Origin of the sequence: Acidovorax sp. M14, from assembly GCF_049331375.1 — a bacterium.
Classification (GTDB): domain Bacteria; phylum Pseudomonadota; class Gammaproteobacteria; order Burkholderiales; family Burkholderiaceae_C; genus Acidovorax.
This window is the reverse complement of sequence record NZ_CP186263.1, coordinates 2,862,644-2,886,532: the sequence shown is the minus strand read 5'-3', so window position 1 is coordinate 2,886,532 and position 23,889 is coordinate 2,862,644. Positions and strand designations below refer to the sequence as shown.

Sequence of the window (23,889 nt, the reverse complement as noted above, 5' to 3'; positions counted from 1 at the left end):
AGGATCCAAGGAGACAACTGGGGCACTGTTGACAAGGTCAGCAGCGCATGGGTTGAATTATCAGGGTATTCCCTGAATGCGGCCTAGAGGTTGCACTCCAGACCGCAGGTAAGGCGATTAACGCTTGCGGGGAGCGGCCGTCTTGGCAGCGTTGGCAGCGGTGTTGGCCACAGCGTTGAAGTTGGCTTCAGCCACGTCAGACGCTTGCTTGACAGCCTTTTGCACCGACTCAAACGCGTTGTTGGCGGCAGACACGGCGCTCTTCATAACGGCCACGGCGGTTTCAGAACCGGCGGGGGCATTCTTGGCGGCGCTATCCACCAGGTTGGTGAAAGCCTTCTGTGCGTCGGTAGCCTGGGCTTCGAAAGCCTTGCCGAACTCGGCACCGGTGCCCGAAGCGATGTCATACAGGTGGCGGCTGTAAGCGGCGGTCTTTTCAGCCAGGGGCTGGAACAGGCCGGCTTGCAGGGCCAGCAGTTCTTGGGCGTCCTTCACGGCCAGCACGGCTTGCGTGTGGTTGGCGGCTTCGGACAGCGCAGCGCGCGAAGCGGTGACGTTCAGTTCGACCAGCTTTTCCACGCCTTCGAAAGCCTTGGAGGTCAGGCCAAACAGGGTTTCGATGTTGGCCTTGTGGGACGCCAGGATTTGTTCTGCGGTCAGCGACATGTCATATCTCCTAAAAATGAGGGCCCATGGGGCCGGGGTGGTTCACAGACATCTGCGCTGACCTTGACCTGATAGTCATGTTGCAGTGCAGCATGGGTTAATTTTAGGGACTTGCGGCGCTATTGCAAGGGGTTTTTGTTGCAGCGCAGCAAATTAGACACGATCACCCAGAAATCCTCGGCTTGCCACAATCGTGTCATGCACGCTTACTACGCCGACCACTTCGTGTTGCCCCTGCCCGAGGGCCACCGCTTCCCCATGGCCAAGTACCGCATGCTGCGCGACCGGATTGCAGAGCATTTGCCGGGCGCCGTACTGAAAGAGGCACTGCCCGCATCCGATGAGGCGCTGGCGCGCGTGCACAGCCCGCAGTACATCGACGCTGTGGCCCACGGCACGCTCGCGCCCGCCGCCCAGCGGGAGATCGGCTTTCCCTGGAGCCCGGCCATGGCCGAACGCGCGCGCCGCTCGGTGGGCGCCACCCTGGCCGCTACCCGCGCCGCGTGGCGCGAGGGGGTGGCGGGCAACCTGGCTGGCGGCACGCACCACTCGTATGCCGACAAAGGCAGTGGCTTTTGTGTGTTCAACGATGTGGCGGTGGCTGCCCGGCAGGCACAGGCCGACCACCTGAACGATGGCTCGGGCTGGCCGCTGCAGGTGGCGGTGATCGACCTGGATGTGCACCAAGGCAACGGCACAGCCCATATCTTTCAGGGGGACGACAGCGTGTTCACCCTGTCGCTGCATGGCGCACGCAACTTTCCGTTTCGCAAGGAGCCGAGCGACCTGGATGTGGAGCTGCCCGACGGGTGTGCGGATGATGAGTACCTGCACGCGCTGGACCAGGCCTTGGAGACGCTGGACCACCGCTGCAAGCCGGATCTAGTGTTTTATCTGGCGGGGGCGGACCCCCACGTGGGTGACCGGCTGGGGCGTCTCGCCGTCACCCACGATGGGCTGGAGGCACGCGACCGGCGGGTGTTTGACTGGGCCTGGCAGCGGCGCATTCCCACGGTGTTCGTGATGGCGGGCGGTTATGGCAACGACCTGGAGGACACGCTGCAGGCGCAACTTACCACCTGGCGCGTGGCCTGGCAGTACCACCAGCGCTGGCAGAATGTGCGGCCATGACCTCTGCCGCCAGCCCCTCTCCTGTCGCTTCTTCCGCGCCGGTCCGCCCGGCTCCGCAGCCGCGCAGCGCCTACCGCGTGTTTCGCCCCATCACCACACGCTGGGCCGACAACGACGTTTATGGGCATGTGAACAACGTCGTGTACTACAGCTGGTTCGACACGGCGGTGAACGCCCATCTGATCGACCAGGGCGTGCTGGACATCCATGCGGGCCAGACCATCGGCCTGGTCATCGAGACCCAATGCAATTACTTCGCGCCACTGGCGTTCCCGCAGACCGTGGAGGCGGGCATTCGCGTGGCGCGGCTGGGCGGCTCCAGCGTGCGTTACGAGGTGGGCCTGTTTGCGCAGGGCGAGCCGCTGACGGCGGCGGCGGGCCACTTCATCCATGTGTACGTGGACCGCGAAACCCGCCGCCCGGTGGCCGTGCCAGACGCATTGCGCAACGTGCTGCAGGCGCTGGTCATGCCCGGCTAATGGGCAGTGGATCGGCGGTTAATCAGTGGCTGCAAACCGTAGCTACTGATTTGATAGCGTCAGGCGCAGTTGCGATGTGCGCCTGGGCCCTGAACAGCCTGAATGGCCGACGGCGGCTGAACACTGGCTGACGCCGCCCGCCGTGCCGCCCACCGGGCGCCGTGATGGCCTACACTTTGCGGCTTTGTTGTCCGGTCTGCGGCCGGAGCATCGCGTGCCCAGCGTGCGCGGTTTCTGAGGCTTGCCCTGTCCATGATCATCACCAGCCTGCTCGACACCGACCTGTACAAGTTCACCATGATGCAGGTGGTGCTGCACCAGTTTCCGGGCGCGCAGGTCGAATACAAGTTCAAGTGCCGCAACCCCGGCGTGCAGCTGGCGCCGTTTGCCAACGAAATCCGCGACGAGATCCGTTCGCTGTGCAGCCTGCATTTTCAGGATGCCGAGCTGGCCTACCTGCGGTCGCTGCGGTTCATCAAGAGCGACTTCGTGGACTTTCTGGGGCTGTTCAGGCTCAACGAGAAATACATCACCGTCGTGCCCCAGCACAACGGCGAGATAGACATCACCATCCGCGGGCCCTGGCTGCACACCATCCTGTTCGAGATTCCGGTGCTGGCCATCATCAACGAGGTGTACTTTCGTAACACCCAGAAAGTGCCCGACTTTCCGGAAGGCCGCCGCCGGCTCGATGCCAAGATCGCGCTGCTGCAGGGCGAAGGCCTGTCGGACCTCAAGATCGCCGACTACGGCACGCGCCGCCGCTTCAGCCGCGCCTGGCACGAAGAAGTGCTGCGCGTGCTGGTGGCCCGCCTGGGCACCGGCGACCGCCGCCCGGGTGCGCCCGCAGGCCCCGGGCAGTTTGCGGGCACCAGCAACGTGCTGTACGCGATGAAGCTGGGCGTGACCCCTTTGGGCACCATGGCGCACGAATACCTGCAGGCCTGCCAGGCGCTGGGCCCGCGCCTGCGCGACAGCCAGGTGTTCGGCTTCGAGATGTGGGCCAAGGAATACCGCGGCGACCTGGGCATTGCGCTGTCGGACGTGTATGGCATGAGCGCCTTCCTGCGCGACTTTGACCTGTACTTCTGCAAGCTGTTCGACGGCGCGCGTCACGACAGCGGCGACCCGTTTGCCTGGGGGGAGCGCCTGCTGGACCACTACCGCAAGAACCGCGTGGACCCGCTGACCAAGACGCTGATCTTCAGCGATGCGCTCACCATCCCGCGCACCATCGAGCTGTACCAGCAGTTCCGGGGCCGCTGCCAGCTGGCGTTTGGCATTGGCACCAATCTGACCAACGACCTCGGCAGCCCACCAGCCCACGAGCCCTTGCAGGTGGTCATCAAAATGACGCGCTGCAACGACCAGCCCGTGGCCAAGCTGTCGGACACGCCGGGCAAGGGCATGTGTGATGACGAGAAGTACCTGGCCTACTTGCGCCAGGTGTTTGAGATTCCCTCGCCGGTGTGACCTTGCAGCGCAGGTGTCGCGCGGGTGCCGACACCTTGCCCCCTGATTTTTTAGCAATGAGACGGAGACAAGAACCATGAAATTCTCGCGCGGGCTGGCAGTGGCCGGCCTACTGGCGGCGTTGCCGGGTCTGGCACTGGCGGCCGATATTGATGGCAGCGCGTTGTCGATGCTGTGGGGCGTGCCCTTTGCCGGCATTCTGCTGTCGATTGCCTTGATGCCGCTGTTGGCTCCTATCTTCTGGCACCACCACTTCGGCAAGGTTGCTGCCGGCTGGGCGCTGGCTTTTCTGGTGCCGTTTGCGCTGGTGTTTGGCCCGGGCGCCGCGGGCGCAAGTTTTGTCCACGCGCTGGTGGCCGAATACATTCCGTTCGTTATCCTGCTCACCGCGCTGTTCACCGTGGCGGGGGGCATCTACATCCGGGGCAACCTGCATGGCAGCCCGGCGCTCAATACCGCCATCCTCGCTATTGGCGCGGTGCTGGCCAGCGTCATGGGCACCACGGGGGCGTCGATGCTGCTCATCCGCCCGCTGATCCGCGCCAATGACAACCGCAAGCACACGGCGCATGTGGTGGTGTTTTTTATCTTCATCGTCTCCAACGCCGGGGGCTCGCTCACGCCGCTGGGCGACCCGCCGCTGTTCCTGGGCTTCCTGAAGGGCGTGGACTTCTTCTGGACGGTGAGCCACATCTTCCCCGAGACCCTGTTCCTGGTCGGCTCCCTGCTCGCCATCTTTTTCGTGATGGACTCCTGGTACTACCACCGGCGCGAAGAGGTGCTCAGGGCCGACCCCACCCCCGACACCAAAGCCATCGGCTTTGACGGCAAGGCCAACTTTGCGCTGCTGGGCGTGGTGGTGGCGCTGGTGCTGCTCAGCGGCCTGTGGAAATCGCAGGTCGCGTTCACCATCGCCGGGGCCGAGGTAGGCCTGCCCGGCATCGTGCGGGACGTGGGCCTGATCATCGTGGCGCTGGTGTCCCTGCGTATCACGCCCAAACAGGTGCATGAAGACAACCAGTTCAGCTGGGGCCCCATGCAGGAGGTCGCCAAGCTGTTTGCGGGCATCTTCCTCACCATCATTCCGGTCATTGCCATGCTCAAGGCGGGCGTCAATGGTCCGTTTGGCGCCGTGGTGTCTGCCGTTACGCGGCCTGACGGCACCCCCGACCCGGCCATGTACTTCTGGGCGTCCGGGCTGCTCAGCTCGTTCCTCGACAACGCGCCGACCTACCTGGTCTTCTTCAACACCGCCGGGGGTGACCCGGCCGTGCTGATGACCACCCTGGCTCCCACGCTGGCTGCCATCTCGGCCGGCTCGGTGTTCATGGGCGCCAACAGCTACATCGGCAATGCGCCCAACATGATGGTCAAGGCCATTGCCGAAGACCGGGGCGTGAAGATGCCCAGCTTCTTCGGCTACATGCTGTGGTCGGGGGGCATTCTGGTGCCGCTCTTTATCGTCATGACTTTCATCTGGTTTAGATAGTGAACATCCCCCTGCGCGGCTGCGCCGCTTCCCCCTTCTCTCGCACCGCTGCGCGCTGCGGGAAGGGGGACGCCGCCCTCGCTGCAGGGCGGCCTTTGCTCGGCGGCCACTGGCTTGGTCCACGCCAGTTTTTATAGGCCAACGTGCCTTGCGAATAGTTTGGAGATTGAAGACTTATGAGCAAACCCCGCATCCTGGTCGCCCGCGCGATCTTTCCCGACATCGTGGACCGCTTGCGTGAGCATTTCGACGTCGAATCCAACCCCGACGACGTGATCTGGACCCCGCAAGAGCTGGCCGTGCGCCTGGCCGACAAGGACGGTGTTTTGACCACCGGCAGCCAGCGCATCGATGCCGCGCTGCTCGCCGCCGCGCCGCGCCTCAAGATATGCGCCAACATGGCCGTGGGCTACAACAACTTTGACGTGGATGCCATGACGGCGGCTGGCGTGCAGGGCACCAACACGCCCGATGTGCTCACCGAGACCACGGCCGACTTCGGCTTTGCATTGCTGATGGCCACGGCCCGCCGCATGACCGAGAGCGAGCATTACCTGCGCGCCGGAAAGTGGACCAAGTGGAGCTACGACATGTTCGCAGGCAGCGACATCCATGGCAGCACGCTGGGCATCATCGGCATGGGCCGCATCGGTCAGGGCATTGCCAAGCGCGGCGCGCACGGCTTTGGCATGAAGGTGATTTACCACAACCGCTCGCGCTTGTCGCCCGCGCTGGAGGCCGAATGCAAGGCCACCTACGTGGGCAAGGAGGAACTGCTGCGCACCGCAGACCATGTGGTGCTGGTGGTGCCCTACACGGCAGCGTCGCACCACACCATCGGCGCGGCCGAGCTGGCGCTGATGAAGCCCACGGCCACGCTGGTCAACATTGCGCGTGGCGGCATCGTGGACGACGCGGCGCTGGCGGTAGCCTTGCGCGAGCGCCGCATTGCGGCTGCTGGGCTGGATGTGTTTGAAGGCGAACCCAGCGTGCACCCCGATCTGCTGACCGTGCCCAACGTGGTGCTCACCCCGCACATTGCCAGCGCCACCGTGCCCACCCGGCGTGCCATGGCCAACCTGGCGGCGGACAATCTGATCGCCTTCTTCGACGGGCGTGGGCCGCTCACACCGGTCAATCAGCCCGCCAGCCTGCGTTGATTTCAAGTTTCGAGTCCAGTCGACCGGATGCGCTAGTCGAATATGCGCTGATAGCTATCAAAACCATAGTAAACCTTGACCACTGACACCCTTGTTCTCCTGGCAGCGCTGGCACCGGCGCTGGTTCTTCTGGTGGTGCTGTTGCTGCGCCGTCCCCGCGTGGATCTGCCGCCCGAGTGGCTGGCACGCCTGCAGTCGCTGGAGCAAACCACGCAGGCCACCCAGATTGCCGTGGCCAAGAATGACGGCGCGCTGGACGGCATGGGGCAGCAGCTGCGCGGCTTTACCCAGACCACACAGTCCACGCTGGAGACCCTGCGCCACGCGGTGGATGAACGCCTGGCCCAGGCGGTGGCCGAGTCCCGCAACGGCCGGGCGGAGCTGCTGGCAGCTTTCGGCGTGTTTGAAGGGCGGCTGGACCAGCGCCTGGCGGCTTTCGATGCCGCGCTGACGCAGCGCCAGGCCGCGCAGGACGCCGCCCTGGCCCAGCGGTTTGACGCCTTGCAGAACGCCGTGGCGGGCCGGCTGGAAGAGAGCAGCAAGGCCTTGCTGGCCCATCTGGCCCAGGGCCAGGCCGATGCGGCAGCCGCGCGCACCGAGCTGTCGGCCACCCTGGTGGGCTTTCGCACCGAGCTGACCACCACCACCGCCGCGCTGGCAGCCGAAAGCGTCAAGTCCCGCGAAGCCATGGCCGAAAGCACGGTACTGTTTGAAAAGCGCATCCAGGAGCGCTTTGAGGCCCTGCAGGCCGCCACGCGCCTCACGCTCGACTCGCTCAAGGGCGATATCCAGACGCAGCTGGGCGCCATGTCTACCGCGCTCAAGGACCAGCTCGAAGCCAACGGCTTTCAGATCAAGAACCAGTTCTCGGTGCTGCAAGACGCCGTGTCGCAGCAGCTCACTGGCATGGTGCAGGGCAGTCAGCAGAACGCCGAGCAGCTGCGCAACGCGCTCAACGAACGCCTGGCCGCCATCCAGGCCGACAACGCCACCAAGCTCGAAGAAATGCGCCGCACGGTGGATGAAAAGCTCCACGCCACGCTGGAGCAGCGCCTGGGCGAGTCCTTCAAGCTGGTCAGCGACCGGCTCGAACAAGTGCACAAGGGCCTGGGTGAGATGCAGACGCTGGCGGGCAGCGTGGGCGACTTGAAGCGCGTGATGACCAACGTGAAGACGCGCGGCACCTGGGGCGAAATGCAGCTGGGCGCCATCATCGACAACGTGCTCACGCCCGACCAGTTCGCGCGCAACGTCAAGACCGTGCCGGGCAGCGACGAGCTGGTGGAGTTTGCGATCCGCCTGCCCGGCAAGAGCGACGAGCATCCGGTGTGGCTGCCCATCGACTCCAAGTACCCCGTGGAGCAGTACCAGCGCCTGCTGGACGCGCAGGACGCGGCCGACAAGGCAGCCATCCAGTCGGCGGGCAACGCGTTCGAAACCTCGATCAAGCTCGAAGCCAAGAAGATCTTCGCCAAGTACGTGTCCCCCCCGCACACCACTGACTTTGCCGTGCTCTACCTGCCTACCGAAGGCCTGTTTGCCGAAGTCATGCGCCGCCCCGGCCTGGTCGAAGCCGTGCAGAACGACTGCCGCGTGATGATCACCGGGCCGGCCAATCTGGCCGCCATGCTCAATAGCCTGCAGATGGGTTTCAAGACGCTGGCGATTGAAAAGCGTTCGTCCGAGGTCTGGAGCCTCTTGGGCATGGTCAAGACCGAGTTCGCCAAGTTTGGCGATGTGGTCGAGGCCACCAAAAAATCCATTGACGCCGCCGCCAAGAAGTTTGACGAGGTGGGCGTGCGAACCCGCGCCATCCAGCGCAAGCTGCGCGATGTGCAGGAGCTGCCTGCGCCGGGCGCGGCCGGTCCACTGGTGGGTGGCAGCACGCCGGCATTGCCCGGTCTGGACCCCGAGGAAGACCTGCAGTGAACTGGGCTCTGGCGCGCCTGATTGCGGGCCAGATCTGCGTGCACGCCTGCATGGCGGGCATGCGTATGGCCGCTCCGCTGCTCGCCCTGCGCGAGGGTCACAGTGCCGCGGCCGTGGGGGTGTTGCTGGCACTGTTTGCCCTCACGCAGGTCTTTCTGGCCCTGCCGGCAGGTCGCTATGCAGACCGGCACGGCCTGAAGCGCCCCGTGGGATACGCGGTGGCGGTGGCATCGGCCGGGGCGGCTCTGGCGCTGGTGTTCCCCGTTTTTCCGGTGTTATGTCTCGCGGCATTGATGACCGGCGGCGCCACCGGGGCCGCCACCATCGCCCTGCAGCGCCATGTGGGGCGCGCCGCGCACGACGCCACGCAGCTCAAGCAGGTGTTCAGCTGGCTGGCCATCGGGCCTGCGGTGTCCAACTTCATCGGGCCTTTCTGCGCGGGGCTCATGATCGACAACGCCGGCAGCGCGGCGGGCAGCACTGAAGGCTACCGCGCCGCCTTCGCGTTGATGGCCGTGTTGCCCCTGCTTACCTGGTTCTGGGTGCGCGACACGGTCGAGCTGCCGCCGGTGATCGCCGCAGCAGGCGGCCCTCCCCAGCGCGCGTGGGATCTGATGAACGAGCCGCCGTTCCGCCGCCTGCTGCTGGTCAACTGGATCTTGTCTTCGTGCTGGGATGTACACACCTTTGTGGTGCCGCTGCTCGGGCACGAGCGGGGCTTGTCGGCGTCGGTCATCGGCTCCATCCTGGGCGCGTTTGCGATTGCTGCTGCCGTCATCCGGGTGCTGATGCCCATCGTGGCCGAGCGGCTGCGCGAGCGGGTGGTAGTGGCGGGCGCCATGGTCGCTACGGCCGTGCTGTTTGGTGTGTACCCGCTGCTGCACAGCGCGCTGGCCATGGGCGTTTGTTCAGTGCTGCTCGGGTTTGCGCTGGGCTCGGTGCAGCCCATGGTGATGAGCCTGCTGCACCAGATCACGCCGCCCGCGCGCCACGGCGAGGCGCTGGGCCTGCGGCTCATGGCCATCAATGCATCCAGCGTGCTCATGCCCATGCTGTTTGGATCGGCCGGGGCGGTGATTGGCGTGGGAGGCCTGTTCTGGGTGGTCGGCTGCGCCGTGGGCACGGGTGCACGCACGGCGTGGCGCATGGGTGAAAACCACCCTCCAGAGTCCCCCAAAAGGGGTAAACAGGTGTAAATTGCCTCCACCCGGCAGCGGGTTTCGAGAGGGGGCGTTCATGTACCTGCGAATTTGGTCACGGCGCGTGCTGCCATGGTGCGCGGTTCTGGCCTGGGGCGGTGGTTTGTCATGCGCAGCGCGGGCTGATGAGCTGGTACAGCAAGCGCTGGCGCTGGTGCAACAAGGCCAGGCACTTCAGGCGTTTCGCTTGCTGGATGCCCAGGAGGCCCAGCGGGCTGGCGACCCGGTATTCGACGCCGCCATGGGCGATGCTGCCCACGCAGCCGGGCAGTACACGCGGGCCATCATGGCACGCGAGCGTTGGCTGGCCGCACAGCCCGGCAACATGGAGGCCCAGGTGGCGCTGGGGCAATCCCTGCAGGCCGTGGGCGACCGCCGGGGCGTGATGGCTTTGCCTGCACCCGTGCAGGCCGCACTGATTCCCGTGGATGCCGGGCACACGCTCGATCAGTTTTTGTATTCCTACGATCGGCTCGATGCCGGAGGACGCTCTTCGCTCAAGGGCTATTTGGAGCTGGGCGTCGGCCACGACTCCAATGCCAACGCAGCGCCCGTGGTGGGCGACCTGCAGTCGCCTGTGCCCGGCACCCCGGCGTGGGCGCTGCTGCCTGAGGCGCTGGCAACCTCCGGCAACTATGTGGTGGCGCAAGCGGGGCTGCGGGGGCGGGCAGTGCTCAACGCGCGCTGGTCGGTGGTGAGCACAGCCGTCGGGGCTGCCCGGCACTATGGGGGCGGCGCAGACCGGTTTGACCACACGGCACTGGATGGCACCCTGGGGCTGGCCTGGCGGGCTGAGCGCCATGAACTGATTGCGTCTGGCCAAGGGTCTTACTACGCGCTGGACGGCACGCGGCTGCGGACCATGGGCGGCGTGCTGGGCGAATGGATTTACCGCATAGACGGTTTTCGCCAGTGGGGCAGCTTTGTGCAGGTGCTCGACGTGCGTTACCCCGACCAGCCGCTGCGCAATGTGCGCCGCAGCGTGGTGGGCACGTCGTATTCCCATTTGTTCCGCAACGGTTCGTCGGCCTATGGTGGCGTGTACGGTGGTCAGGAGCGCGCGCAGGCCAGCGGCGCCGACGCACTGGGCCACCGGCTGTGGGGCCTGCGGGCGGGCGGGCAGTGGCCTCTGGCGCCTCAATGGTCTGTGTTTGCCAGTGCAGACTGGGAGCACCGGCGCTACGGCGGGCAAGACCCGTTTTTTGCGGTCACCCGTACCGACCGGCAGGCCCAGGTGGCCCTGGGGTTGAACTGGACCCCATCGCCGGGGTGGCGGGTCACGCCGCAATGGGCGTTCACGCGCAACGCGTCCACGCTGCCCATCACCGACTATGAGCGCCGGGTGTTCTCCATCACCGTGCGCCGGGAGTTCTGAATGCTGTTACGTCGCTGGTCCTGTGCCGATGCACCTGGGAGTTGTCTATGACGTCAGACCAAAAATATGCGCGGCTGGCGCTGCTGATGGGCATGGTGGCGGCGTGGCCGCTGACCGGGCTGGCCGCTGCGGGGCTGGTGCAGTTCACTGCGGGAGACGTGCAACTGCGGCGGGGCGAGACCTTGTCGCGCCTGTCCAAGGGCTCCGAACTGGATGGGGGCGATGTGGTGCTGACCGGCACCGAGGGCAGGGCGCAGATACGCTTCTCCGACGGGGGGCTGGTGGCCTTGTACCCCGACTCGCAGTTCACCGTCACCCGATATGCCGACGGGGCAGGAGCGGGCGAAGACCATTTTGTGGTGAACCTGCTGCGGGGCGGGATGCGTGCCCTCACGGGGCTCATCGGCAAACGCAATCCCGCCAACTACAAGGTGGTCACACCGACGGCGGTGGTGGGCATCCGGGGTTCCGCTTTCTTACTGGCCATCGATGCCAACGGCCAGGTGTTCGTCTCAGGGGAGCAGGATGAGATCGAGGTCTGCACCCAGGCGGGCTGTGTGGGTGTGACGGCGGGCGAGGCCGTGCTGGTGGTCTCAGACCGGGACTTGCCTGTCTATACCCATACCCGTGCGTTGTTGCCGGTGCCCCAGGTCCAGACACCCTTGCTGGCGGGCGACCAGCTGGATGTGCAGGGGCGCCGCGCCTTTGTCTACATCGTTCCGGCGCCGGTCCCTGTGCCCGTTCCACCGCCGCCAGAGGCAGCGCCGCCGCCAGCGCCCGTGCCGGTTTCTCCACCACCTCCCACTGGCACACCGCAGCCGGGCACTCCGGCGCCACCTGCACCTACGCCGACCACGCCACCGCCACCTACGCGGCCTACGACACCGCCACCGCCGGCGACAACGGCGCCGCCACCTGCCACGACGGCGCCTCCGCCGCCTACGGTGCGGCCGCCCATCGTGTTCATCCCGGTCCTGCCGATCATCCTGCGGCCGCCACCTCCGCCGCCGCCTGTCATCAGGTAGCAGAAACAGGCATAACACCCCGCCGACGCGTGTGCGCACCGGCGGGGTGTTGGCTTTTACAGCTTGTAGAACGCCCGGATCAGGTCCCAGGCTTCCTGGGGTTCATCGGTGTAGTGAAACAGGTTGAGGTCCTGTGCAGAGATGGTGCCTTCTTCCACCAGCACATCGAAGTTGATGAGACGCTTCCAGTAGTCCGTGCCGAACAGCACGATGGGCACGGGCTTGGCCTTTTTGGTCTGGACCAGGGTCAGCACTTCAAACAGCTCGTCCAGCGTGCCAAAGCCGCCAGGGAAGGCCACCAGCGCCTTCGCACGCATCATGAAATGCATCTTGCGCAGCGCGAAGTAGTGGAACTTGAAGGACAGCGAGGGCGAGATGAAGCGGTTGCCGCTTTGCTCGTGGGGCAGGGCAATGTTCAGGCCCACGTTCAGTGCGCCCGCATCGTGAGCGCCCCGGTTGGCGGCCTCCATGATGCCCGGGCCGCCGCCGGTGCAGATGTAGATGCGGTCGGCAGGGCGCTGACGCTCGCTGTAGTCGGCCACCAGCTTGGCGAACTGGCGGGCCAGGTCGTAATAGCCCGCGTTGCGCACGGCCAGGCGCGCGCGGCGCACGCGCTCGGCATCCCCACTGGCTTCGGCGTCGGCCAGCTGGGCAGCGGCTTCGTCGGGCGCCACAAAGCGCGCGCTGCCGTACACCACCACGGTGCTTTCGATGCCTTGCTCGGCCTGGCCCAGGTCGGGCTTGAGCATTTCGAGCTGAAAGCGGATGCCGCGCGTTTCGCGGCGGAACATGAATTCGGGGTCGGCAAAGGCCATGCGGTTGGCATCGGCCTGCAGGGGGTTGCCGTTGTGGGCGTGGTTGTGCAGCTCGGCCCAGGCATCGGCCAGGCGGCGTTCATTGAGTTGGGTGTTGGCTTCCATGAGGGGCTCGCGTATCGGTAGGTGAACAGTGAAGAAAGGGGCAGCACCGGCAGCAGCAGGTTTGGGCCCATGCAGTGTGGCGTGGATTGATGACGAAATGACGTGCTAGTGCAGGAATATCAAGCGCGAGATGCTATGAAATACGAAGCACTTTGCATGCCAAGCACTGTGAGGCCCAGGGAGCCCAACAGGTGCAGTGCGGTGGTGCCCAGTGCCAGTGCGTAGCGCTGCACCATCAGCATCTCAACGACTTCGGCCGAGAAGCTGGAGAAGGTGGTGAGTGCGCCCAGAAACCCGGTGACGAGTGCCAGCCGCCATACGGGGTCCAGCTGGGGCATGGCGTGGAACACGGCCACACACACGCCAATGAGGTAGCCTCCCACCAGATTGGCGGCAAGTGTGCCCCAAGGAATCAGCCCGCCGGGGCTGAGCCACAGGCCCAGGCGCCAGCGCGCCAGTGCGCCCACACAGGCGCCGATGCAGATGGCAAGAACGTTCAACATCGGGCCATTGTCGCCGGATTTTTGGAGCGTCGGACGGGCTGCTCTCCATCCCCCAAAACGCCAAGCGGGGCGTCCCCGGTGGGGGCGTCCCGCTTGGTGGTGCCTGCTGGCAGCAGGTGCGTTCAGCGCGCCGACATCTGCTGTGGCAACCAGGTCACGATGCCGGGGAAGACATAGATCAACGCCACGGCGCCACACATCAGCAAGAACATGGGCATGGCCACCTTGGCAATCCAGGGCAGCTGGCGCCCCGTCATGCCCTGTAACACAAACAGGTTGAAGCCCACAGGCGGCGTGATCTGCGCCATCTCGACCACCAGCACGATGAAGATGCCGAACCAGATGGTGTCGATGCCAGCCGCCTGCACCGTGGGCATGAGCACGCCCATGGTCAGCACCACCATCGAGATGCCGTCGAGAAAGCAGCCCAGGATGATGTAGAACACCGCCAGCGCCACGATGAGCTGCGCCTGGTTCAAGCCCAGCGACGCAATCCACTCCGCCAGGTGGCGCGGCAAGCCGATGTAGCCCATGGCCAGCGTGAGAAAAGCGGCTCCGGCCAGTATCAGCGCGATCATGCAGTACAGGCGCGTTGCGCCCATCAGCGAGTCCTTGAACGTGCCCCAGGTCATCGAGCCCTGCACGGCCGACAGCACCAGCGAGCCCACCACGCCCACGGCCGCTGCCTCGGTGGCGGTGGCAAAACCGGTGTAGATGGAGCCCAGGACGGCCGCGATCAGCAGCACCACGGGGATCAGGCTGCGCGATTCCGACAGCTTTTGCATGAAGCTCATGCGCACGTCGGCGGCAGGCACCTGCTCGGGATGGCGGAGCGCCCACAGCATGATGTAGCCCGAGAACAGCGCCGCCAGCAGGATGCCCGGCAGCACACCCGCAATGAACAGCTGCGAGATCGACACCTCGGCCGACACGCCGTACACGATCATGATGATGGACGGCGGGATCAAGAGGCCGAGCGTGCTGGCCCCGGCCAGCGTGCCCACCACCATGTGCTCGGGGTAGCCCCGGCGCGTCAGCTCGGGCAGCGTCATCTTGCCGATGGTGGCGCAGGTGGCAGCGCTCGACCCCGACACAGCGGCAAAGATGGTGCAGCCCACCACGTTGGTGTGCAGCAGCCGGCCCGGCAGCGCCTGCACCCAGGGGGCCAGGCCCTTGAACATGTCTTGCGACAAGCGGGTGCGGAACAGGATTTCACCCATCCAGATGAACAGGGGCAGGGCCGTGAGCGTCCAGCTGGAGGCGCTACCCCAGATGGTCACAGCCATCGCATCACCCGCCGGGCGGGCAGAGAACAGCTGCATGGCGATCCAGGCGACGCCGGAGAGGGTGAGCCCGATCCATACGCCGCTGCCCAGAATCAGGAACAGCGACAGTACGAGCAGGCCGGTTATGGCGAGATCACTCATGGTAGGTCGTGCAGCAGGGGTTATTCATTGCGCAATGCTTCGCCAGAGGAGGCATCCACACGCTTGCCCATCATCTCCAGCACCAGCTCGTCCAGGAACGCGATGGCCAGAATCACCGTGCCCACGGCCATGGCGATCTGTGGAATCCACAGGGGTGTGGCGTCACTGCTGGTGGAGATGTCGTGGAACTCGTGCGACTGCCAGGCCAGCTTGCAGCTGTACACCGCAAACAGCACGGCCAGCAGGGTGGCAATCGCCAAAGCCCATATCTCGAACGCTTTCTTGGCGCCGCCCTTCAAAAAGTTGAGCAGCAGCGTGACGCGGATGTGCTCGCCGCGCTTCAAGGTGTGGGCGAGTGCCAGGAAGCCCGATGCGGCCATCAGGTAACCCGCATAGGCGTCCGTGCCCGGCACGTGAAAGTGGAACTGCCGGCTGGCGATGGACAGCAGCACCATCCCCAGCAGGCCGACCATGAAAAGCGCCGCCAGGGCGGCGGCGCTGTCGTACAGAAAGTCCAGCAGACGACGCATGTGCGTGGGCGCCTGGGCTTATTTGCGGTAGGCGTCGATGAGCGCCTTGCCTTCGGGGCCGGCCTTGTCCAGCCATTCCTTGAGCATGGTGTCCCCCACCTTGGCCATGTCGGCCTTCAGCGCGGCCGGTGGGGTCACCACGTCCATGCCGTTGGCCTTGAGCTTGGCGACGGTGTCGGTGTTGACCTTGGCGCTGTTGGCCCAGCCGCGTGCTTCGGCGTCGACACCAGCCTTCAGCAGCGCTTCCTGGCTGGGCTTGTCGAGGGCGTCAAACGCCTTCTTGTTCACCAACACGGCGTTCTTGGGCAGCCAGGCCTGGGTGTCGTAGTAGAACTTGAGGTGTTCGTACAGCTTGCTGTCCACACCGGTGGCGCCCGAGGTCATTGTCGATTCGACCACGCCCGTGGCCAGGGCCTGCGAGAACTCCGCAGCCTGCACCGTCACGGGCTGGGCACCGACCAGCTCGGCAATGCGGGCGGTGGCAGGGCTGTAGGCGCGCCACTTGATGCCCTTGAGGTCAGCGGCAGAGGCCAGCGGCTTCTTGGTGTAGATGCCTTGTGGAGGCCAAGCCACCGCGTACAGCAGCATCATTCCCTGCTCAGCCAGCTTCTTTTCCAGGAAGGGCTTTTGGGCGGCGTAGAGCTTTTTGGAGGCGTCGTAGCTGTCGGCCAGGAAGGGCAGGCCATCCACGCCAAACAGCTGCCACTCGTTCTGGAAGTTGGCCAGCAGGATCTCGCCCATCTGCGCCTGGCCGCCTTGCACGGCACGCTTGATTTCGGGGGCCTTGAACAGCGCGGCGTTGGCATGCACCGTGATCTTGAGCTTGCCGCCCGTGGCCTTGTCCACATCGCTGGCCAACTGCACCATGTTCTCGGTGTGGAAGTTGGTGGCAGGGTAGGCGGCGGCCAGGTCCCACTTGGTCTGGGCGAATGCCGAGGTGGCAGACAGGCCCGCAGCCAGGGTCAGGGCGAGTGCGGTCACGGGGAAGATTCGACGCTGCATGGATATTGCTCCGCAAGGTTGGTGTGTAACAAATCACTGTATCGGAAGGCGGTCGGATTGCGATAGGTGTTTTGCCTAAACGCTGACAAATTGCCAACAAATTACCATCGACTTGCCTACAATGCACATGCATAACCCGTGCCAATTCAAGCGTCTGCCCACCTGAGCCCGCCATGAAATCTGACCCCAAGCCCAAGGGCAAAGCCGACTCCGGGCCCATCGTGTCATCGGCGCACCTGGTGTCGGCGCAAAGTGCGGAGATGAGCGAGTTCGAGTTTGGCCTCATCGTGGCGGGCAATGCGTTTCACCGCTGGGTGGTGCACTGCATGGCGGCCGCGGGGCTCAAGGACCTGACGCCGCTCGATGTGGTGGTGCTGCACCACGTCACGCACCGTGCGCGCGACAAGCGACTGGCCGACATCTGCTTCATCATGAACGTGGAAGACACGCACCTGGTGAACTACTCGCTCAAGAAGCTGCAGACCCTGGGCGTGGTCGCTTCGCAAAAAAACGGCAAGGAAGTCACCTACGCCGCCACCGACACCGGCCGCGCCTACGTGCAGCGCTACCGCGAGATCCGCGAGAGCTGCCTGATCGATGCGCTCAAGGCCGATGACGCGCTCAACCGCGACATTGGCGAGCTGGCCCGCTTGCTGCGTGTGCTCTCGGGCATGTACGACCAGGCGGCGCGCTCGGCCGCGTCGTTGTGACTCTGGGCCTCCGATTTTTGAGTTTTTGAATGAAAAGCGGCTGTAGCGCAGTTGCTAAGTGCGCTGGCAGCTATTGATTAGATAGCATCACCATGTCCAACCAACCTTCCCCTATGTCCCGCTGGCAGTTCTGGATCGACCGTGGAGGCACCTTCACTGACGTGGTGGGCATGAGGCCTGACGGCACCTTGGTCACGCACAAGCTGCTGTCCGAGAACCCCGAGCAGTACAAGGACGCGGCGGTGGCCGGCATTCGCCACCTGCTGGGCTTGCAGCCGGGCGAGACTGTGACGCCCGCGCTGGTGGAGTGCGTGAAGATGGGCACCACCGTGGCCACCAACGCGCTGCTGGAGCGCAAGGGTGAGCCCACTTTGCTCATCACCACCAAGGGTTTTAAAGACGCGCTGCGTATTGCGTACCAGAACCGCCCGCGTCTGTTTGACCGCCACATCGTGCTGCCCGAGCTGCTGTACGAGCGCGTGGTCGAGGCGCAGGAGCGCATGGGCGCGCACGGCGAAGTGATCGAGCCGCTGGACGAAGCGCATTTGAAGGAACGCCTGTGGGCTGCCTACGACGCGGGCCTGCGCAGCGCGGCCATCGTGTTCATGCACGGCTACCGCTATACCGCACACGAAGAGGCTGCGGCCCGCATTGCGCGCGAGATCGGCTTCACGCAGGTCAGCGCATCGCACGCCACCAGCCCCATGATGAAGCTGGTGAGCCGGGGCGACACCACCGTGGTGGATGCGTACCTCTCGCCCATCCTGCGCCGCTATGTGGACCAGGTGGCGAGCGAAATGCCGGGCGTGAAGCTGTTCTTCATGCAGTCGTCGGGCGGCCTCACCGATGCGCAGGTGTTCCAGGGCAAGGACGCGATCCTGAGTGGCCCGGCAGGTGGCATTGTCGGCATGGCACGCACCGCCGGGTTGGCTGGGCACGACAAGGTCATCGGCTTTGACATGGGCGGCACCAGCACCGATGTGAGCCACTACGCGGGCGAGTTTGAGCGCGAGTTCGAGACGCAGGTGGCGGGTGTGCGCATGCGGGCGCCCATGATGAGCATCCACACCGTGGCAGCCGGCGGCGGCTCCATCCTCGGTTTTGATGGCGCACGTTTCCGCGTCGGCCCCGAAAGCGCGGGTGCCAACCCTGGCCCCGCCAGTTACCGCCGGGGCGGCCCGCTGGCCGTGACGGATGCGAACGTGATGGTGGGCAAGATCCAGCCCGCGCACTTTCCCAAGGTGTTTGGCCATGCGGCCAACGAGGCGCTGGATGGTGATGCGGTGGCGCAGAAATTTGGCGACCTGGCCGCGCAAACGGGCCGCAGCGCCGAGGACGTGGCCCACGGCTTCATCCAGATCGCCGTGCAGCAGATGGCCAACGCGATCAAGAAGATCAGCGTGGCGCGCGGCTATGACGTGACGCGCTACACCCTGCAGTGTTTTGGCGGCGCAGGCGGCCAGCATGCGTGCCTGGTGGCCGATGCACTGGGCATGACGCGCGTGTTTGTGCACCCGCTGGCCGGTGTGCTCAGCGCCTATGGGATGGGCCTAGCGGACCAGAACGTGATCCGCGAACAGGCCGTAGAAACGAAGCTGGTGCCTGAGGCACTCGCGGGCATCGAGGCCACGCTGGACCAACTGGCCACCACCGCGCGCACCGAGCTGGAGCGCCAGCAGGTGGGCGCGGGCACAGCCGTGGTGCACCGCCGCGTGCATGTGCGCTACGAGGGCAGCGACTCGGCGCTCATCGTGCCGTTCGGCTCGTTGGCCGAGATCACCGCAGGCTTTGAAGCCGCATACCGCCAGCGCTTTGCCTTCCTCATGCAGGGCAAGGGCCTGGTGGTGGAGGCCGTATCGGTCGAGGCCGTGGTGCCCGGCGACGCGCCCGTGGAGCCACGCCATGCGCTGCAGCCCGCACGCGAGGTGCCGCGCCGCAGCACCGTGCGCATGTACACCGGTGGCGTGGACGGCGTGCCCGCGTGGCACGATGCGGCATTGGTGGTGCGCGAGGACCTGCGCCCCGGCGACCTGATCCCCGGCCCGGCCATCATTGCCGAGAAGAACGCCACCACCATAGTCGAGCCCGGCTGGGAAGCGCAGCTCACCGAGCTGGACCACCTGCTGCTCAACCGCCGCGTGGCGCGCGCTGTGCAGCATGCTGTGGGCACTACCGTGGACCCGGTGCTGCTGGAGGTGTTCAACAACCTGTTCATGAACATCGCCGAGCAGATGGGGCTGCAACTGCAGAACACGGCGTACTCCGTCAACATCAAGGAGCGCCTGGACTTCAGCTGCGCGCTGTTCGATGCCGAAGGCAACCTCATCGCCAATGCTCCGCACATGCCCGTGCACCTGGGCTCGATGGGCGAGAGCATCAAGACGGTGATCCGCGAGAACGCGGGCAAGATGCAGCCCGGCGATGTGTTCGTGCTCAACGACCCGTACCACGGCGGCACGCACCTGCCGGACATCACGGTCATCACGCCGGTCTACATCGCCGACGAGGCCACGCCCACGTTCTACGTGGGCAGCCGGGGCCACCATGCCGATGTGGGCGGCACCACGCCGGGCTCCATGCCACCGTTCTCCACGCGCATCGAGGAAGAGGGCGTCCAGATCAACAACGTGAAGCTGGTGGAGCGCGGCGTGCTGCGCGAGGCGGAGATGATTGCGCTGCTTTCAAGCGGCGAATACCCCAGCCGCAACCCGCAGCAGAACATGGCGGACCTGCGCGCGCAAATCGCCGCCAACGAAAAAGGCCAGCAGGAGCTGCGCCGCATGGTGGCCGAGTTTGGGCTGGACGTGGTGCAGGCCTACATGCGCCATGTGCAGGACAACGCCGAAGAGTCGGTGCGCCGCGTCATTACACGCCTGAAGGACGGGCAGTTCACCCTGCCGCTGGACAATGGCGCGCAGATCAGCGTGGCCGTGAAGGTGGATGCGCAAAGCCGCAGCGCCACCATCGACTTCACCGGCACCAGCCCGCAGCAGACCAACAACTTCAACGCGCCCACGGCGGTGTGCATGGCGGCGGTGCTGTATGTGTTCCGGACGCTGGTGGATGACGACATTCCGCTGAACGCGGGGTGCCTCAAGCCGCTCAACGTCATCATCCCGCCGGGGAGCATGCTCAACCCCAACCCCCCAGCCTCGGTGGTGGCGGGCAATGTGGAGACCTCCACCTGCATCACCAACGCGCTGTACGGTGCGCTGGGCCTGATGGCGGCGGGGCAGTGCACCATGAACAACTTCACCTTTGGCAGCACGCGCTACCAGTACTACGAGACCATCTCGGGTGGCAGCGGCGCGGGTGGGGTGTGGGATGCGAATGGGCAACTGGCGGGCGGTTTTGACGGCACCAGCGTCGTGCAGTGCCACATGACCAACTCGCGCCTGACGGACCCCGAGGTGCTGGAGTTTCGTTTTCCGGTGCGGCTGGAGGGTTATGAGATCCGCAAGGGCTCGGGCGGTGCGGGGCAGTACAAGGGCGGGGACGGCGGCATTCGCCGCGTGCGCTTCCTCGAACCAATGACGGCCAGCATTTTGTCCAACGGCCGCCACCATGGCGCGTTTGGCATGGCGGGCGGCCAGCCGGGTGCCGTGGGCATCAACAAGGTGGTGCGCAGCGATGGCCGGGTGGAGCTGCTGGACCACATTGGCCAGGCCGAGATGGCGCCGGGCGATGTGTTTGAGATTCACACCCCCGGTGGCGGCGGGTTTGGCGTGCCAGGGGCAAAATAAGCGCCAAAAATGCTGCAGGCGCATGTTTCATATGCGCCTGCAGCTATCAAATCAGGAGTAATTGCTCAGGAGCGAGTGATCAGGAGTCTTTGGCTTCTGTGCCGCCATCCACCTTGGGCTGGCTCAGGCTGGGTGGCACATCGCGCCCGGCCTGTCGGGCGCGGAACAGCGCCGCGCGCATCAGAAAGATCGACATGATGGGCACCGTGATCGCCACGAATACGGCAATCAGCAGCGCATGCAACGCCAAGCTGCTATCGGCTACCGAGAAGTACAGCACGGTGCCATGCATGATCAGCCAGCAGCCCAGCGTGGCGATGATGGAGGGGGCGTGTACCCGTTCAAAAAACGTGGGCAGCCGCAGCAGTCCGATGGAGCCCAGCAGGGCCAGCGCAGCACCGGCTAGCACCAGCACGGCCACGATGATTTCCAGCCACAGTGGAAGAACCGCCGTGACGGTGGTGGCAGCGTCGGTCATTCGATCACCTCACCGCGCAGCAAAAACTTGGCCATGGCCATGGAGCCGACAAAGCTGAACAGCGCCAGCAGCAGCGCGGCCTCGAAGTAGTTCTTGCTGCCATAGAGCAGCCCCAGCACCAGCATCATCAGCATGCCGCTCAGGTACATGCAGTCCAGCGCCAGCACACGGTCTTGCGCGGACGGGCCCTTGAGCAGTCGGATCAACGCACAGCCCATGGCCAGCGCGAGCATGAGCAGGGCGGCCGGCAGGGCCCAGTCCAGCACGGGGGTCATTCAAAAATCTCCATCAAGGGGGCCTCGTAGCGCTGCTTCACGTCAGCGATCACCGTGGCGGGGTCGTCCAGCTCCAGCACGTGCAGCAGCAGCATGCTGCGGTCCAGCGAAATCTCGGCCCAGGCGGTGCCAGGTGTGATGCACACGATCATCGCCAGCACGGCCAGTGCGTTGGGGTCCCGCACGTCCAGCGGGATGTGCACAAAGCCCGCAGGGTGGCGCCTGCGGCCGGGCGCCAGCAGCAGGCGGGCCACGGCCAGGTTGGACCGGGTGGTATCTGCCACCACCGTGAGTGCCAAGCGCAAGACGGTGCCTGGCTTGCGAATGCGCACCGGCAGCGGGCGCAGCCCGGCCGTCAGCAGCGGGATGGCCAGTGCCAGCACGGCGCCGAGCACCAGGTGGCCTGCACTCAGACTGCGGTTGAGCAGCAGCCACAGTCCCAGCAGCGCCAGCGAGAGCAACGGCGCCGGGACCAGGCGTCGCAACAGACCGGGGCGCGGGGGAACGGCTGGGGCGTTGGATGCCGTCGATGGGCCTGGCTGGGTCATGGCTTGCTCCCCGGTGGCATGGTTTCAGGCGCCGCCGCAGGCGAAGGCGCGACAGGTGCAGCGGTCATCACCGCACGCACGTAGGTGCCCGGCGCATGCAGGGCATCGGCGGTGGCCTGGGTGTAGCGCATCACTGCACCGGCTTGCCATACCAGCGCCACACACGCCAGCAGCAGCAGGGCAATGGGCAGTCCCTCCAGCACCAGCAGCTGCGGTGAAGCCCGGCCCTGGGCCGACCAGAAATGGCGAATGCCCGCGCGCGTGAGCGCCAGCAGTGCCAGCAGCCCAGAGCCCACCAGCAGCGCCACCAGCGTCCAGCCCGCAGCGCCCAGGCGGAAGCCCTGGGCCGCGCCCAGCCCCAGCGGGTTGAGCAGTGCATGGATCATGGCGAACTTGCCGACAAAGCCGGGCAGGGGGGGCAGGCCCGCAATCACCAGCGTGCAGGCCATGAACGCCAGGCCCAGAAAGGCCGCAGCGGCGGGGATGACCTGGCCGATCAGCGCCTGTTCCTTGTCGTCCAGGTTCATGCCCTCGGTGGGCACCAGGTCGGCCGACAGAAAGGGGGCGTCATCGGTCTGCTCGTACGGCGCGAGGTTGGCTCCGTCATTGCGCCAGCGGTCAATCAGGTCGGTGAGCAGGAACAATGCACTCACAGCCAGCGTGGAGCTGAGCAGGTAGTACAGCAGCCCGCTGGTGAGCAGGTTTTGCCCGAAGCCCACAGCGGCCAGCAGCGTGCCCGACGACAGCACGGCGCTGAACCCGGCCAGATGCCCCAGGCGCTGCGATCCCAGCATGCCAATGGCACCAAACGCCATGGTCAGCATGCCGCCGCCAATGAGCCACTGGCTGCCAAACAGCGCGGATTCACCCGCCTCGGCGCCAAACAGCAGCGTCCACAGCCGCAGCACGCTATACACGCCCACTTTGGTCATGAGCGCAAACAGCGCACCCACAGGCGCAGTGGCCGCACTGTAGGCGGGCACCAGCCAGAAGTTGAGCGGCCACACGGCGGCCTTGATGAGGAACGCGACCGCCAGAATGGCGGCGGCCGCGTGCAGCAGACCCCGGTCTGCCACGGCCACGCCCGCAATGCTCTGTGCCAGGTCGGCCATGTTGAGCGTGCCGGTGATGCCGTAGAGCATCGACACCCCGATGAGGAACAGCGACGATGCCGCGAGGTTGATGGCGATGTAGTGCAGACCCGCCGACACGCGCGGGCGGCCCGAGCCGTGCAGAAGCAGCCCATAGGACGCAGCCAGCATGATCTCGAAGAACACGAACAGGTTGAACAGGTCGGCCGTGAGAAACGCCCCGGCCAGCCCCATGAGCTGGAACTGGAACAGCGGGTGAAAGTGCACACCCGCCCGGTGCCAGCGCGCGGCCGAGAACAGCACCGTGGCCAGCGCCACCGTGCTGGTCAGCACCAGCATCATGGCCGACAGGCGGTCGATGACCAGCACGATGCCGAACGGCGCCGGCCAGTTGCCCGGCAGGTACACGCCCAGGCTGGTCTGCACGCTGGGCTCCTTGGCCTGCACCAGCAGCAACACAGCCACCACCAGGCCGACCAGGGTCGATGTGATGTTGAGAGTGACCTTGGTGCGCTGGCGCTCTTCGCGCAGCAACAGCATGAGCCCGGCTGTGAGCAGCGGCAGCGCAATGGGCGCGAGGATCAGGTGCGGCATCAGCCGCTCCAGTAAGAAATGCACGGATGTCATGTCAGGACTCCATGGCGCTGCGCATGAAAAGGGCGCGCCTCAGGCCAGGGCAGCCGAGCCAGGGCCGCCCCGCCGCGAGGGCTGCGTCCCCCTGCCCGCAGCGCACAGC

Annotated in this window: 21 protein-coding genes; 11 read left to right on the top strand and 10 right to left on the bottom strand. The window is 65.6% G+C overall.

Annotation, left to right across the window (positions count from 1 at the left end):
- Window positions 1–117 precede the first annotated feature (117 nt).
- A complete protein-coding gene (locus ACOYR4_RS13400; protein WP_015014459.1) occupies window positions 118–666 on the bottom strand; it encodes a phasin family protein in 549 nt (182 codons plus the stop codon).
- Window positions 667–864: 198 nt separating this feature from the next.
- On the opposite strand from ACOYR4_RS13400, the gene ACOYR4_RS13395 reads away from it, so the two are divergent.
- The 9 genes from ACOYR4_RS13395 to ACOYR4_RS13355 all read left to right on the top strand — a co-directional run bounded on the left by ACOYR4_RS13395 (window position 865) and on the right by ACOYR4_RS13355 (window position 11,926).
- Window positions 865–1,797, top strand: a complete 933-nt coding sequence (locus tag ACOYR4_RS13395; RefSeq protein WP_060986310.1) for a histone deacetylase family protein — start codon at window positions 865–867, stop codon at window positions 1,795–1,797.
- Window positions 1,794–2,276 (top strand): acyl-CoA thioesterase, encoded by a 483-nt coding sequence (locus ACOYR4_RS13390; RefSeq protein ID WP_015014457.1) that lies wholly within the window; start codon window positions 1,794–1,796, stop codon window positions 2,274–2,276. The genes ACOYR4_RS13395 and ACOYR4_RS13390 overlap by 4 nt, the downstream gene beginning before the upstream one ends.
- A 252-nt stretch (window positions 2,277–2,528) precedes the next feature.
- Window positions 2,529–3,749: a nicotinate phosphoribosyltransferase gene (gene pncB / locus ACOYR4_RS13385; RefSeq protein ID WP_209820190.1), complete on the top strand. Its 1,221-nt coding sequence runs from the start codon at window positions 2,529–2,531 to the stop codon at window positions 3,747–3,749.
- A gap of 76 nt (window positions 3,750–3,825) precedes the next feature.
- On the top strand, window positions 3,826–5,238 hold the full coding sequence (locus ACOYR4_RS13380; protein ID WP_422846946.1) for a sodium:proton antiporter: 1,413 nt from the start codon (window positions 3,826–3,828) through the stop codon (window positions 5,236–5,238).
- Window positions 5,239–5,414: 176 nt separating this feature from the next.
- Window positions 5,415–6,398 (top strand): 2-hydroxyacid dehydrogenase, encoded by a 984-nt coding sequence (locus tag ACOYR4_RS13375; protein ID WP_422846945.1) that lies wholly within the window; start codon window positions 5,415–5,417, stop codon window positions 6,396–6,398.
- Window positions 6,399–6,473: 75 nt separating this feature from the next.
- A complete protein-coding gene (gene rmuC, locus ACOYR4_RS13370; protein WP_422846944.1) occupies window positions 6,474–8,327 on the top strand; it encodes a DNA recombination protein RmuC in 1,854 nt (617 codons plus the stop codon).
- Complete coding sequence (locus ACOYR4_RS13365) at window positions 8,324–9,523, top strand: MFS transporter (protein ID WP_422846943.1); 1,200 nt, start codon at window positions 8,324–8,326, stop codon at window positions 9,521–9,523. The genes rmuC and ACOYR4_RS13365 overlap by 4 nt, the downstream gene beginning before the upstream one ends.
- Window positions 9,524–9,563: 40 nt before the next feature.
- Window positions 9,564–10,901: a hypothetical protein gene (locus tag ACOYR4_RS13360; RefSeq protein ID WP_422846942.1), complete on the top strand. Its 1,338-nt coding sequence runs from the start codon at window positions 9,564–9,566 to the stop codon at window positions 10,899–10,901.
- A 47-nt stretch (window positions 10,902–10,948) separates the two neighbouring features.
- Complete coding sequence (locus tag ACOYR4_RS13355; RefSeq protein ID WP_422846941.1) at window positions 10,949–11,926, top strand: FecR family protein; 978 nt, start codon at window positions 10,949–10,951, stop codon at window positions 11,924–11,926.
- Window positions 11,927–11,982: 56 nt separating this feature from the next.
- Here the strand turns inward: ACOYR4_RS13355 and ACOYR4_RS13350 are convergent, their stop codons facing one another.
- The 5 genes from ACOYR4_RS13350 to ACOYR4_RS13330 all read right to left on the bottom strand — a co-directional run bounded on the left by ACOYR4_RS13350 (window position 11,983) and on the right by ACOYR4_RS13330 (window position 16,308).
- Window positions 11,983–12,846 carry a TIGR00730 family Rossman fold protein gene (locus ACOYR4_RS13350; RefSeq protein WP_015014451.1) on the bottom strand — a complete coding sequence of 288 codons (864 nt, stop codon included), beginning with the start codon at window positions 12,844–12,846 and terminating at the stop codon, window positions 11,983–11,985.
- A 119-nt stretch (window positions 12,847–12,965) separates the two neighbouring features.
- Window positions 12,966–13,349, bottom strand: a complete 384-nt coding sequence (gene crcB, locus ACOYR4_RS13345; protein WP_043565422.1) for a fluoride efflux transporter CrcB — start codon at window positions 13,347–13,349, stop codon at window positions 12,966–12,968.
- Between the two features lie 122 nt (window positions 13,350–13,471).
- Entirely contained in the window at window positions 13,472–14,776 is a 1,305-nt protein-coding gene (locus ACOYR4_RS13340) for a TRAP transporter large permease (RefSeq protein ID WP_422846940.1), read from the bottom strand.
- Between the two features lie 20 nt (window positions 14,777–14,796).
- Window positions 14,797–15,306, bottom strand: a complete 510-nt coding sequence (locus ACOYR4_RS13335; protein WP_015014448.1) for a TRAP transporter small permease — start codon at window positions 15,304–15,306, stop codon at window positions 14,797–14,799.
- Window positions 15,307–15,324: 18 nt separating this feature from the next.
- A complete protein-coding gene (locus tag ACOYR4_RS13330) occupies window positions 15,325–16,308 on the bottom strand; it encodes a TRAP transporter substrate-binding protein (protein WP_422846939.1) in 984 nt (327 codons plus the stop codon).
- 173 nt (window positions 16,309–16,481) lie between these two features.
- Between ACOYR4_RS13330 and ACOYR4_RS13325 the strand changes: the two genes are divergently transcribed.
- Window positions 16,482–17,018: a winged helix DNA-binding protein gene (locus ACOYR4_RS13325; protein WP_422846938.1), complete on the top strand. Its 537-nt coding sequence runs from the start codon at window positions 16,482–16,484 to the stop codon at window positions 17,016–17,018.
- Between the two features lie 92 nt (window positions 17,019–17,110).
- Entirely contained in the window at window positions 17,111–20,761 is a 3,651-nt protein-coding gene (locus tag ACOYR4_RS13320) for a hydantoinase B/oxoprolinase family protein (protein ID WP_422846937.1), read from the top strand.
- Between the two features lie 79 nt (window positions 20,762–20,840).
- On the opposite strand, the gene mnhG is transcribed toward ACOYR4_RS13320, so the two are convergent.
- From mnhG to ACOYR4_RS13300, 4 genes are read right to left on the bottom strand one after another with little or no spacing between them, the layout of a single operon-like run.
- Window positions 20,841–21,239, bottom strand: coding sequence for a monovalent cation/H(+) antiporter subunit G (mnhG, locus tag ACOYR4_RS13315; protein ID WP_110961963.1), 399 nt, complete (start codon window positions 21,237–21,239; stop codon window positions 20,841–20,843).
- Window positions 21,236–21,514 (bottom strand): K+/H+ antiporter subunit F, encoded by a 279-nt coding sequence (locus tag ACOYR4_RS13310; RefSeq protein ID WP_015014443.1) that lies wholly within the window; start codon window positions 21,512–21,514, stop codon window positions 21,236–21,238. The genes mnhG and ACOYR4_RS13310 overlap by 4 nt, the downstream gene beginning before the upstream one ends.
- Window positions 21,511–22,062 (bottom strand): Na+/H+ antiporter subunit E, encoded by a 552-nt coding sequence (locus tag ACOYR4_RS13305; protein WP_422846936.1) that lies wholly within the window; start codon window positions 22,060–22,062, stop codon window positions 21,511–21,513. Before ACOYR4_RS13305 ends, ACOYR4_RS13310 begins: the two co-directional genes overlap by 4 nt.
- On the bottom strand, window positions 22,059–23,780 hold the full coding sequence (locus ACOYR4_RS13300; RefSeq protein ID WP_422846935.1) for a monovalent cation/H+ antiporter subunit D: 1,722 nt from the start codon (window positions 23,778–23,780) through the stop codon (window positions 22,059–22,061). Before ACOYR4_RS13300 ends, ACOYR4_RS13305 begins: the two co-directional genes overlap by 4 nt.
- Window positions 23,781–23,889 lie beyond the last annotated feature (109 nt).

Bases quoted from the DNA above. Each gene is read 5' to 3' on its own strand.
- ACOYR4_RS13305 (WP_422846936.1), bottom strand. From the start codon at position 22,062: ATGACCCAGCCAGGCCCATCGACGGCATCCAACGCCCCAGCCGTTCCC.
- ACOYR4_RS13325 (WP_422846938.1), top strand. From the start codon at position 16,482: ATGAAATCTGACCCCAAGCCCAAGGGCAAAGCCGACTCCGGGCCCATC.
- ACOYR4_RS13340 (WP_422846940.1), bottom strand. From the start codon at position 14,776: ATGAGTGATCTCGCCATAACCGGCCTGCTCGTACTGTCGCTGTTCCTG.
- ACOYR4_RS13350 (WP_015014451.1), bottom strand. From the start codon at position 12,846: ATGGAAGCCAACACCCAACTCAATGAACGCCGCCTGGCCGATGCCTGG.
- ACOYR4_RS13395 (WP_060986310.1), top strand. From the start codon at position 865: ATGCACGCTTACTACGCCGACCACTTCGTGTTGCCCCTGCCCGAGGGC.
- ACOYR4_RS13335 (WP_015014448.1), bottom strand. From the start codon at position 15,306: ATGCGTCGTCTGCTGGACTTTCTGTACGACAGCGCCGCCGCCCTGGCG.
- ACOYR4_RS13300 (WP_422846935.1), bottom strand. From the start codon at position 23,780: ATGACATCCGTGCATTTCTTACTGGAGCGGCTGATGCCGCACCTGATC.
- crcB (WP_043565422.1), bottom strand. From the start codon at position 13,349: ATGTTGAACGTTCTTGCCATCTGCATCGGCGCCTGTGTGGGCGCACTG.
- ACOYR4_RS13330 (WP_422846939.1), bottom strand. From the start codon at position 16,308: ATGCAGCGTCGAATCTTCCCCGTGACCGCACTCGCCCTGACCCTGGCT.
- ACOYR4_RS13320 (WP_422846937.1), top strand. From the start codon at position 17,111: ATGTCCAACCAACCTTCCCCTATGTCCCGCTGGCAGTTCTGGATCGAC.
- pncB (WP_209820190.1), top strand. From the start codon at position 2,529: ATGATCATCACCAGCCTGCTCGACACCGACCTGTACAAGTTCACCATG.
- ACOYR4_RS13400 (WP_015014459.1), bottom strand. From the start codon at position 666: ATGTCGCTGACCGCAGAACAAATCCTGGCGTCCCACAAGGCCAACATC.
- ACOYR4_RS13380 (WP_422846946.1), top strand. From the start codon at position 3,826: ATGAAATTCTCGCGCGGGCTGGCAGTGGCCGGCCTACTGGCGGCGTTG.
- ACOYR4_RS13355 (WP_422846941.1), top strand. From the start codon at position 10,949: ATGACGTCAGACCAAAAATATGCGCGGCTGGCGCTGCTGATGGGCATG.
- ACOYR4_RS13310 (WP_015014443.1), bottom strand. From the start codon at position 21,514: ATGACCCCCGTGCTGGACTGGGCCCTGCCGGCCGCCCTGCTCATGCTC.
- ACOYR4_RS13360 (WP_422846942.1), top strand. From the start codon at position 9,564: ATGTACCTGCGAATTTGGTCACGGCGCGTGCTGCCATGGTGCGCGGTT.
- mnhG (WP_110961963.1), bottom strand. From the start codon at position 21,239: ATGACCGACGCTGCCACCACCGTCACGGCGGTTCTTCCACTGTGGCTG.
- ACOYR4_RS13390 (WP_015014457.1), top strand. From the start codon at position 1,794: ATGACCTCTGCCGCCAGCCCCTCTCCTGTCGCTTCTTCCGCGCCGGTC.
- ACOYR4_RS13375 (WP_422846945.1), top strand. From the start codon at position 5,415: ATGAGCAAACCCCGCATCCTGGTCGCCCGCGCGATCTTTCCCGACATC.